A 303-nucleotide genomic window follows, 5' to 3' on the forward strand; every position below is an offset into this window, starting at 1 on the left:
GACCACAGCGTGGCGGTGATGAGCGACTTCGCCGCTGGCGCCAACGCCGAGGGGAAACATTTCTTCGGTATTAACTGGGAACGGGATTTGCCACTGCCCCAGGTGGCCGACCTGCGTAAGGTTGTTGACGGCGATATCAGTCCGGACGGCAAAGGACTACTACAAATCAAGCGCGGAATTGAAGTGGGTCATATTTTCCAGCTGGGCACCAAATATTCAGAGGCGATGAAAGCCACTGTGCAGGGTGAAGACGGCCGTAAGAAAACGCTGACCATGGGCTGCTACGGCATCGGCATCACCCGC

At 56.8% G+C, this 303-nt stretch carries 1 protein-coding gene; it reads left to right on the forward strand.

Translation table 11 applies throughout. The features are described from left to right. A partial coding sequence (locus BG74_RS17515; protein WP_305809576.1) for an aminoacyl--tRNA ligase-related protein occupies window positions 1–303 on the forward strand: 303 nt, incomplete at both ends.

It is taken from the genome of Sodalis-like endosymbiont of Proechinophthirus fluctus, assembly GCF_001602625.1.
In the GTDB taxonomy this organism is placed as follows: domain Bacteria; phylum Pseudomonadota; class Gammaproteobacteria; order Enterobacterales; family Enterobacteriaceae.